This is a genomic window from Nostoc sp. 2RC, assembly GCF_014222165.1.
In the GTDB taxonomy this organism is placed as follows: domain Bacteria; phylum Cyanobacteriota; class Cyanobacteriia; order Cyanobacteriales; family Nostocaceae; genus Nostoc; species Nostoc linckia.
In genome coordinates this window covers 1-10,247 of the sequence record NZ_JACKZU010000299.1, presented here as the reverse complement: position 1 = coordinate 10,247, position 10,247 = coordinate 1, and the positions used below count along the sequence as shown (strand labels likewise).

Below are 10,247 nucleotides of genomic sequence, written 5' to 3'. Positions count from 1 at the left end.
TGCCCCGTGCCCCATACCCCATTCTCTATTCTTCAAACAGCCATTTTTTCACTTTTCTCAAATTCTCCCAGTCTGGTTTCCTATTTAAACCGTCTTCAATACTATTTTTTATTTCATCAGCCCATTCTTGGTTGACAAAAATTAATTGTTGTGCAAAGTCTATGTGTTCCCGCAAACCTTTTTGACCTGTTTCCAGCATTGCTAGAGCAAGATTAATCCTCCCTTGTGGGTCTTGTGGATTTAACTTGACTGCTTTGTTTGCAGCTTTGTAAGCCAGGTTGGGTTTGTTGTTGAGTAGATATAACCACGCTAAACAAATCCAAGCTGAACTAGTTCTGGGAGCGCGATCGCACACTTCTTTAAACACAGGAATTAAAGATTCTACTGGCTCTCCAGCTTTATAACGTTCTAAACCTGTGTCAAACAGGGATTCAACTGTTTGAGTCATACTAAATTAGTCAATATTCATTAGTCATTGGTCATTGGTCATTTGCTTTGGACAAAGCGCAAAGTCTGGGTGCCGGCTTCCGGCGAACAGAACTTTGTAAGAGAGGACAAATGACAACTAAACAATATTACACCCCGAATGACTTACCGCAACCGCAAGTTTGGCTAGCATTGGGGTTAGTGAATTGGAAGCCGCCGCCAATCATGGCATCGCTGTAATCGAGCATTAAGCCGTAGAGATATAATAGACTTTTGCGATCGCAAACAATTTGGAAGCCATCATAATCGAAAACTTCATCCTGAGGGCCGATCTTACTGGCGTCTTCAAAGTCCATCATGTAAGACATCCCAGAGCAGCCACCTTGACGTACTCCTACCCGCAGGCATAAGTCTTTGCCTTGCCTTTCCTGGAGAAATTTTACCTGGCGCAATGCGGCTTCGCTCAGCAGAATTCCGCGTTGTTGTGCCTGAGTTGCTTGTGTCATTTGCTTTTCAACTCCTTAATTATTCCAAGTGTCACCTGTGTAGGCTTGTTATTGCCTCTGGATTACTCTTGGTGTTTTTGTATCCATTCTAGCGGCATAGATGTCGCTAAGTGCCAAATTGTAAACACTCCGTCAAAAGCGGCGAAAGATTTTTATTCTAGAATTGAGAGACTCACTGTATCTTACCGATTTGTATTTTTGGAGTTCAAGCCTTTTGGCAGCCACAGATGCGACCACTCTTGTGATGCAGCCATGAAAATTCAATCCGAGGCTAGCCATCCCCAAAAGTTTACTTCCTAAATTGCTTCTTTTGATTAAGTTACTCTATGACAAGTTTTAATCGCTCTACCAGTCGTCGGTTGAAGAAATTAACTCAAATTCCTTCTGTATGGGAGGGCGATCGTCGTCCGTTATCGTCACCAAGCCAGCATTCAGACTCAGAAGCTAAGGGAGAATGCATTCTTTGGGTAGATTACTCCCAAGGTATTGTCCGGGGTATGGATGTGGTAGCTTCAGATATCGGCCCGGAAGCAATAGTTCGCACTTTGATGCGAGCAATGGAACATCCCCACAGTCCGGCAAAACCCGCCAGACCCCAACGAATTGTAGTCAAAGACCGCGAAATCCAATTTTACCTGCGAGGGGTGCTACAAGATTTGGATATCGCCATTGACTACGCACCAGAATTACCTTTAATTGACGAGTTGTTTCGCGGGTTTGCTGATATCCTGGATAGTCAAACCCCCGACTTACCTCCACAATACGCACAAATTTTGCGAGAGAAAGCTTTTGCAATTTGGCAAGCCGCACCTTGGGAATTTTTGGAAGAACAACAAATTCTATCAATAGAAATTAATAAGTGGGATGTTGGTACGCTCTACGCTTCCATTATGGGAATGCTGGGAATGGAGTATGGGATTTTATTTTATCGCTCAGAAGAATCTCTCAAGCGGTTTCGAGCGGCAGTTTTAAAAGATGAAGAATCAAAAGAACGTCTAGAAGAAGCTTTTCTCAAACAAGATTGTTTGTTTCTCACTTTTGAAAGTGCTGACGAAATCGACGAAGATGAGGATGATATCGATGATTTGGCAGATTTGCCACTTTCAGATATTGACCCCACTTTCGGTAATATCCACCCTTTAGAAGGACTGCGTTCTGTTTTGTATGATGAGGAAGCACTGGTAATTTATGTTGCCATTGAAAGCTTGAGCCGCTTTCTTCGCGACCACCGACGCCAGTTGCATTCTGAAACCTTCCCTTCCCTTAGCCGTCGCTATCGCATTTCTCCCCCACAATCTGAAGAATCAACTAAATCTGTGGCTGTGACAGTCTCTACCATGCCAGAGTTAGCAGCAGAATTAGAAGAAATGGCTGGCTTTGGTGTTGAGGATGAAGAATTTGACAATCTTGGGTCTGAAAACTTTCGCTCGTTACAAGATGATTTGATTCCCGAAGATTCTTTCCTCAGTTTAGGTGTGGTCTCCTGGGAGATGTTGGAGTATCTGCATAAAGGTGTCAACTATCATAAGGCTGGTGAAATCAAACAAGTGGGCGATGGTTTACCGGTGATTTTAATTCAAACTTCTCGACCCAAGGCTAAAACTGTAATTGAAAGAATTGAAGCAGCAGGTGGACTCAAAGCAATTTGCTTTAATCCAGGTGCCGACCCCTTTGATGGCGATCGCTACGACCTGGGTTTATTGCAAACTCAAAATGGTGAATTATTTCTCTTTGGTGAATTTTTGGATGAAGATCCAATTCATGTAGAAGCCCGGAAAAAATGGAATCAGCGTTGTAAAAATACAAAGGGATACTGCGGTTTAATCATTGCCAAAGGACTCACTGGAGCTTCCCGCGGCAATCCTCAATTACGAGATATGATGGCTTTGTTTGAAGCGCGATCGCTCTCACCTAAAGATTTGGGCATTGGCACTCTCCAACTCATGCCTGAACTTAAATTTGAATAGTTGCACTTTTGGCCATAAAAGTGAAGTAGGGAATCAGGAGTCGGGAGTGGGAAAACCTTTGCCGCTCACAAGGCACGGGGTTTCAACCTAACAAAGCGATACAAGAATGGGGAGTCGTGACCCTACTTTCTACTCCCTACTGCCTGATTTTAACGATCGGGACTTACGCAAAAATAACGTAATTGGGTCATTACGAGCGATAGCGTACTCCTACACAGAAGCAAGCTACGCACAGCGTCTCGTAGAGAAGTAATCCCCCCTGACGCTGGGATTGCTTCCCTACACTCCGTTTCGGTCGCAATGACAATATCGGCGTTGCGTAAGTCCTAATGATAAATATTCATACCGACTTACTTATGGGTTTTTAAATTAGTTGATGATAAGTAGCTCAACCTAAAAAAACCTAAGATGTGGATGTAAATAAATGTCGGGTGTGTTGTGGCGTAGGCTAACGCACCTTGATAGATTCTACTATATCAATTGAGGTGCGTTGCTATCATTTTATGTTTAATTAAGTTGACCTAGTTATTTTAATCAACACTATTTATAAATAGTCTTTCGTTGAATTAAACCTATAGTAATCCTATATCATTTGTGAATATATAGTAAATTTGTCAATTGTTTTTTCTCTTGCCTGTTGCTTATTCCCTTTTTTCTATTTTCATGAGTACTTTAATAACTCATTTAGGATTGCCATAGCTGATGACTGTAGATATGGAAATCTTTTTTATATGTTTCGATCTGAATTTCTTAATTATGTATTGATATTATTAAGCCAAAGCCCACAATTATATATTTATTATAAAGAATATCAAATAGGATTTTTGTCTAAATAAAGATTACTTAAAGTGCGTATATTACAGCTATAATAGGCACAATACCGAAAAAGAGATATGAAATGTAAAATCGTTGTTTATAAGTATACTTGCTTTTAAATAATGATTTATTTTCTCATCTTTTTGTTGGTAATCATTTTTATTTTAGTTTAATTATGACCAAAAATTTACTCACCCACCAATATGTAAGAAAATAATTGCCTACAAACAATTTCTAATACCTTCAGATAGATGAAAATAACAAAGACAAAAATAATTTGTTGTTCTGTCAGCAAATTATATCGTTAGAGGGAAGAGAAAAAATATCCAAAAATTCATCGTATCTTTACGGGGAGTTAATGTAAAAGGATGAAACAAAACTAAAATATTATTAGAGACAACACTCAAATAACATCACATTTTGATAGCTAATTAATCTGTGTAATATTACAGATAATGTTGTTAAAATTTATCAGCAAATCTGGGATATTTACACCGCAGATTTTTTAACTACAAAATTCATCGAACAAATAAATCAGTTCGATGACCAAAAACCAAAACCTATAAAGCTGGAAGTAAATATTAGGTGATTAGTTACAGTCATCAGTGTAAATGGGCGTTTGGTCTAGAGCGATCGCTTATTTACCTATTTTTTGAGTAAGCTTTCGCTAGTTATATATACCATTGCAACCAACATCAAGGTCAGCATTGAGGCACCAAAATGATTCTCCAGCTGGAGTTTCAGGTGTCATACCAGATGTTATCTCCAAGGACATTGGATAAACTTGGCTAAAACACAACCTCAAATGCTTTGCCTGGAAAATAGCTTTGGAAATCTTGATTGAGTCAATAGTAGATATCTCAAATTCACTATTGAAAATCTCACGGTCAGGGTTTACTCATGCTGTTACTGGAGTTTTTATTTCCAAAAGCAAGTATGTGCTTTTTATGCTGTCACAATGGTAACAAAAACTGTAGTTTTTTGATTTGTTTAGAAAATGATGAAACCTTTGACAAAACCAACAATCTTAATATTAATGGTATTACTTGTTTCATGACACAAACTCTGGTAATCTTATCGTTTTCCTCTTTAGTTAGACCTTTTTCGATGGTGTAAATATACAGCAAATAGCATGATAATGACAAATAAAAAATGGGCCGTAAAACGTATAACTGTTAACCTTGCAACACAGGAAGCAGAAAAACTAGAAAAATATTGTCAGCAAACAGGTAGACCTGCAACTGATGTCATTCGCGAACTGATTAGAAGTTTGCCTATGTCTGATGAAGGCAAAGATGGAAATAGGTAAGAAAGTGCTTTTACGACTTACCAGATAACTGTTTTGCCACCAAAAAAATAACTGCGATCCTTTTTTGAGTCCACTGCAATGGACAAAAGTTTCTCTAATCGATACAGGCGCGTTTTTCTCGCGTCTGGTCATTTGCTGAGACTAAAAGGAGTAATCAAAGATCTTTTAGTATTGACATCGCCTAGCCTGAATATGTTGGTGAGTTGATATTAAGTAGCAAATTCCGACGCCAACCCAGTTACAATCTGTAAAGAAACTGAAAAGGAACGACGGAATGCGTGTTGCAATTGTAGGTGCGGGACTGGCTGGGCTAGCAACCGCAGTTGATCTAGCCGATGCTGGTTGTGAAGTACAGATTTTTGAGTCTCGTCCGTTTGTGGGTGGTAAAGTTGGTAGTTGGGTTGATGGAGATGGCAACCATTTAGAAATGGGGTTGCATGTATTTTTTGGGTGCTACTACCAATTATTTGATTTGATGAAGAAAGTGGGGGTATTAGAAAACTTACGCCTCAAAGAGCATACCCACACTTTTGTTAACAAAGGAGGCGGGACTGGTGCTTTAGATTTTCGCTTTATTACAGGTGCGCCTTTTAATGGATTAAAAGCATTTTTTACTACTTCTCAATTATCATTGCAGGATAAATTGCAAAATGCCATCGCCTTGGGAACTAGTCCGATTGTTCGTGGCTTAGTTGACTTTAATGGGGCGATGAGAACCATCCGCAATTTGGATAAAATTAGCTTTGCCGATTGGTTCCGCAGTCATGGTGGCAGTAAGGGTAGCATCAAACGCTTATGGAATCCCATCGCTTACGCATTGGGATTTATTGATTGCGAAAACATTTCTGCCCGTTGTATGTTAACAATATTCCAGTTATTTGCAGTCAGAACTGAAGCTTCAGTGCTGCGAATGCTCGAAGGTTCCCCAGCTGAGTATTTGCACAAGCCGATTCTGGAATATCTGGAAGCTAGAGGCACTAAAGTTTATACCCGTCGGCAAGTGCGGGAAATTCAGTTTACAGAAACAGACGAACAAACAAGCGTTACAGGCATAATAGTAGCCCAAGGTGATACAGTAGAAACTATCACTGCTGATGCTTATGTATTTGCCTGTGATGTTCCAGGTATTCAGCGAATCCTACCCCAAGAATGGCGTAAATGGTCAGAATTTGACAATATTTACAAACTCGATGCAGTGCCAGTGGCAACAGTGCAATTACGCTTCGATGGGTGGGTGACAGAACTCAAGAATGCAGAAAACCGTAAACAGTTAAATCAAGCGGCTGGAATAGATAATTTACTTTACACAGCCGATGCAGACTTTTCTTGTTTTGCGGATTTAGCGTTGACTAGCCCTGCCGATTATTATCGCCCAGGACAGGGATCTTTATTACAGTTAGTACTGACACCAGGAGATCCCTTTATTGGACAAAGTAATGAAGCGATCGCTCAACATGTCCTCAAGCAAGTCCACGAACTTTTTCCCTCATCGCGGGAGTTAAATATGACTTGGTACAGCGTGGTAAAACTTGCTCAGTCTCTTTATCGAGAAGCACCAGGAATGGATGTGTATCGTCCCAACCAAAAAACCCCAGTGCATAACTTCTTCCTTGCAGGAAGTTACACGCAGCAAGATTACATTGACAGTATGGAAGGTGCTACCATTTCTGGACGGCGTGCAGCAAAAGTGATTTTGGAGACTTTGAAAAATTGACATAGACACCCACTGGCTTTTGTCAAACAGTAGACGCCAAGGAATAAAAAATCATGTCAGATTGGTTAGAACATACTGTGCAAATAGAAGTAGAAGCTCCCATAGATTTAGTATGGAGCCTCTGGTCTGATTTAGAACAAATGCCGCGATGGATGAAGTGGATTGATTCAGTGAAGATTCCGCCAGATAATCCAGATATATCTCTGTGGAAATTGAGTAGTAATGGTTTGGAATTTACTTGGAAATCTCGAATTTTGAAAGTAATTCCCAACCAAATTATTCAATGGGAATCCATTGATGGGTTGCCGAATCAGGGAGCGATTCGTTTTTACGATCGCCATAGTAGTACTATCGTCAAAATGACTATTTCCTACGCTATCCCTGGCATTATTGGCAAAATTATGGATAACTTATTTTTGGGACGGATAGTTGAATCAACAATTCAAGCAGATTTGGAAAGGTTTAGACAATACGCCTTAAATATTAAAGGTAATTGATACAAATAGAAATACAGGTAGTAGGAAAGAAAGTGCAAAAGTTTCTTACTGCCTGATAGGAAAAATGCATTTTTTAAGGGTTGTACTGAATAGGAACGCGTAGAGTTATAGCTTGGTCGTAACTTTGCTCACTCAATGCAAACTTTAATTCTGAATAGTTTTAATGGCTAATACTAGCCTGGAAAACAGTGTTCACATTTATTGAGTGTATAATATCCAATGAACTCATCGGTGTCATACCAATAGAGAGGAATTTCTGTACCGTCGGGAAAAATGTGAATTGGGCTATCATCGTCTAAATTATAAATACCATAGAACTCTTCTAAATTTGCGTATGTCAGGTTGTGAAGGCCACGGAAATTACTGAGACCAACGAGATGTAATTCCTTGCTTAGTGGATTAAGGATGTAGTTGTAGCCATCATCTAGAAACTCTTGGTATTGTTGTATATTTTTCGATACCCTGTCTCTAGCAAATCTACGTACAATATTTGCAACTCTCGGATTTGACATATTAACTATTAGCTGTTGTTACGAGAATATTCCTAGTCCCTAACTATAGAAATTTTTTAAATGTAAAAAACCAGTAATAATACGTAAAAATAGTATTTCAACCAAAATAACCTGAGATTGATCGCGCAAATTGAGCAGTATTGGTCATTAGCTAGTAAAGTGCGTTACTACACTCTACTTACTGTTGGTTCTGGAAGTGGTTCGCCTACAGTTTCGTAAGCAATAATTAGAGAGTCTAAGGCTTCAATTCCATTTAGTACTGCTGATTCGTAAGTATCTTCATGAGTCCGCCAGCGTTATCCTGGGAAATCAGGAAAGCCTACCAAAAAACAATTATCTTCTTCAGACCATTGAATAAGCATTTGATACTTCAGCTTACTCACCTTGTTTGTTTTTTTCTACTTCTTTATCTGACTTTCTGCACTTATACCAATTCTCTGTCAACTTGCTCTGAATAATTAATCTAAGTTATCTCTTCCTTTGTGTCCTTTGCGTCCTTTGCGGTTCGTTTAAAAAATATTAGGTGCATCTTCATAGAGAGTTGGTATTAGAGAGTTAAAAACTACCAACTTGGGTCGCTAAACAAATTAATCGTTAATTCTTCGCGTGGTGGTATCGCAGTGATACAGGCGCGGATGTTCTCTCCATCTTCTAATTCCACAGTGCAAGCGTAACAAGACCCCATCAGACAACCAGTAGGAATAAATACTCCAGCCCGGTCTGCTACATCCAAGAGAGCTTCTCCCACTTCGGCGTCTACTGTGACATCATCTGGTAGAAATCGGACACGAACAATCATTAATCTTACGCTTTTGATTTAGGGCGTGTCATTTGTCATTTATCCTTTGTCTAAAGCAAATGACCAATGACCAATGACATTTCAAAGCATTTTAGCTTAAGACAAAAACGGAGTTAAGTCTAAATGGTTTTCAACTTCACCAGCTAGAGAATCTAAAATTTGCTCTCGTTGTTCCCGGTAGTTAGCAACACCAGTGGGCAGAGATTTTAAACCCCGTTGTTGACGGAGGCGATTTAACCAAGCCCGTCGCCAAGGGCCGTTATCAAAAATTCCGTGGAGGTAAGTACCCCAGACTGACTGACAATTATCTACTAACCCTAAGTTAATATCGTCAAATAGCGCATGGTAAGATTGGCTATCTATTCCTTGCTGTTCAATGCGCGATCGCCCTTGATGAATCTCAAAGCCATTGACTGGCAAGCCCAACTGGGGGTAATTCGAGCTAACCTGTCGCTGGCGGGCAATTTTTTGTCCTGTAATTACAGTTCTGATTGGTAAAAGATTTAACCCTTGATATCTACCAGCTTGTCCTTCTATTCCTTCTGGGTCGGCTATGATTTGTCCCAGCATTTGATATCCGCCGCAGATGCCTAAAACTGTTCCCCCAGAAGCGGCGTAATGTTGAATCGCTTCTGCCATACCGCTTTTTTGTAGTAGTAGCAAATCAGCAATTGTGGTTTTTGTACCTGGGATTATTACTGCATCTGGATGTCCTAAATCTTGCTTGGGACTAATAAATTTTACTGAAACTGAGCTTTCAGATTCTAGAGGGTCAAAATCAGTGAAGTTAGCAATTCTGGGTAAACGAATAACTGCTATGTTGAGATCGGCTTGAACTTTGGTTGATTGACGTTCTAGCAAATCAAGGGAATCTTCCGCCGGAAATACTTCTTGTAAGTAGGGTATAACGCCAACAACGGGAATACCCGTACGTTCTTCCAACCATTTTATTCCTGGTTCTAGGAGCGATCGCTGTCCTCGAAACTTATTAATTACTACACCTTTAATTAAAGCCCGTTCATCCGGTTCCAATAATTCTAAAGTGCCTACCACATGGGCAAAAGCGCCACCCCTGTCAATATCAACTACCAGTAGAGTTGGCGCATTCAAATATTTTGCTACCCGCATATTCGTTAAATCGCGGTGCTTGAGGTTAATTTCCGCTGGACTACCAGCACCTTCACAAACCAGCAAGTCAAATTCTGTTCCCAAATGCTGTAGCGATTCTTCAATTGCCCGCCACCCCAGGTCAAAATATTGTTCATAGTAATCTGCGGCAGCGACTTTACCCACTGGTCTACCTTTGATAATTACTTGCGAAGTCATATCCCCTTGGGGTTTAAGTAAAATCGGGTTCATTTCCACCCAAGGTACAACTCCCGCCGCCCAAGCTTGCACTGCTTGGGCATAGCCAATTTCTCCTCCACTGGCAGTGACATAAGCATTTAAAGCCATATTTTGACCTTTAAAGGGAGCCACTCGCCAACCACGCCGCGATAAAATTCGACAAATAGCTGCACTTAAGAGTGATTTCCCTGCGTGGGATGTTGTCCCCACCACCATAATTGATTTCATAGTCACTATCAGGTTTTTATTAATATATAAGGTGAAATTTTAGGGGCATGGGGACTGAGGAGTTAGGGGAAAGGGGAAAGGTTAAAGGGTAAAGGGAAAAGGGATAAATTTAACCTTTCCCCCTTA

8 protein-coding genes and 1 pseudogene are annotated in these 10,247 nt (G+C 40.2%); 4 read left to right on the top strand and 5 right to left on the bottom strand.

The window, feature by feature from the left end; genetic code table 11:
* Positions 1–25 precede the first annotated feature (25 nt).
* The gene (locus GNE10_RS25875; RefSeq protein WP_185567986.1) at positions 26–448 is read right to left on the bottom strand and encodes a hypothetical protein; all 423 of its coding nucleotides are present in this window, start codon (positions 446–448) and stop codon (positions 26–28) included.
* 127 nt (positions 449–575) lie between these two features.
* Entirely contained in the window at positions 576–932 is a 357-nt protein-coding gene (locus GNE10_RS25870) for an iron-sulfur cluster assembly accessory protein (protein WP_099067246.1), read from the bottom strand.
* 326 nt (positions 933–1,258) lie between these two features.
* On the opposite strand from GNE10_RS25870, the gene GNE10_RS25865 reads away from it, so the two are divergent.
* From GNE10_RS25865 to GNE10_RS25850, 4 genes are all read left to right on the top strand, one after another.
* Positions 1,259–2,899, top strand: a complete 1,641-nt coding sequence (locus tag GNE10_RS25865) for a DUF6930 domain-containing protein (protein ID WP_185567984.1) — start codon at positions 1,259–1,261, stop codon at positions 2,897–2,899.
* 1,948 nt (positions 2,900–4,847) lie between these two features.
* On the top strand, positions 4,848–5,024 hold the full coding sequence (locus GNE10_RS25860) for a CopG family transcriptional regulator (protein ID WP_099067243.1): 177 nt from the start codon (positions 4,848–4,850) through the stop codon (positions 5,022–5,024).
* Between the two features lie 274 nt (positions 5,025–5,298).
* Entirely contained in the window at positions 5,299–6,738 is a 1,440-nt protein-coding gene (gene zds, locus GNE10_RS25855; RefSeq protein ID WP_185567981.1) for a 9,9'-di-cis-zeta-carotene desaturase, read from the top strand.
* Positions 6,739–6,791: 53 nt separating this feature from the next.
* Positions 6,792–7,235: an SRPBCC family protein gene (locus GNE10_RS25850; protein WP_185567979.1), complete on the top strand. Its 444-nt coding sequence runs from the start codon at positions 6,792–6,794 to the stop codon at positions 7,233–7,235.
* 679 nt (positions 7,236–7,914) lie between these two features.
* Here the strand turns inward: GNE10_RS25850 and GNE10_RS36155 are convergent.
* The 3 genes and pseudogenes from GNE10_RS36155 to cobQ all read right to left on the bottom strand — a co-directional run bounded on the left by GNE10_RS36155 (position 7,915) and on the right by cobQ (position 10,121).
* A pseudogene (locus GNE10_RS36155) lies at positions 7,915–8,130 on the bottom strand (type II toxin-antitoxin system HicB family antitoxin).
* Between the two features lie 179 nt (positions 8,131–8,309).
* Complete coding sequence (locus tag GNE10_RS25845; RefSeq protein ID WP_099067238.1) at positions 8,310–8,546, bottom strand: 2Fe-2S iron-sulfur cluster-binding protein; 237 nt, start codon at positions 8,544–8,546, stop codon at positions 8,310–8,312.
* Between the two features lie 96 nt (positions 8,547–8,642).
* A complete protein-coding gene (gene cobQ, locus GNE10_RS25840) occupies positions 8,643–10,121 on the bottom strand; it encodes a cobyric acid synthase CobQ (RefSeq protein ID WP_185567977.1) in 1,479 nt (492 codons plus the stop codon).
* Positions 10,122–10,247: the final 126 nt, after the last annotated feature.

What these genes read in the sequence shown, in the direction of transcription:
- GNE10_RS25870 (WP_099067246.1), bottom strand. Translation starts at nt 932, where the DNA reads ATGACACAAGCAACTCAGGCACAACAACGCGGAATTCTGCTGAGCGAA.
- cobQ (WP_185567977.1), bottom strand. Translation starts at nt 10,121, where the DNA reads ATGAAATCAATTATGGTGGTGGGGACAACATCCCACGCAGGGAAATCA.
- GNE10_RS25860 (WP_099067243.1), top strand. Translation starts at nt 4,848, where the DNA reads ATGATAATGACAAATAAAAAATGGGCCGTAAAACGTATAACTGTTAAC.
- zds (WP_185567981.1), top strand. Translation starts at nt 5,299, where the DNA reads ATGCGTGTTGCAATTGTAGGTGCGGGACTGGCTGGGCTAGCAACCGCA.
- GNE10_RS25875 (WP_185567986.1), bottom strand. Translation starts at nt 448, where the DNA reads ATGACTCAAACAGTTGAATCCCTGTTTGACACAGGTTTAGAACGTTAT.
- GNE10_RS25850 (WP_185567979.1), top strand. Translation starts at nt 6,792, where the DNA reads ATGTCAGATTGGTTAGAACATACTGTGCAAATAGAAGTAGAAGCTCCC.
- GNE10_RS25865 (WP_185567984.1), top strand. Translation starts at nt 1,259, where the DNA reads ATGACAAGTTTTAATCGCTCTACCAGTCGTCGGTTGAAGAAATTAACT.
- GNE10_RS25845 (WP_099067238.1), bottom strand. Translation starts at nt 8,546, where the DNA reads ATGATTGTTCGTGTCCGATTTCTACCAGATGATGTCACAGTAGACGCC.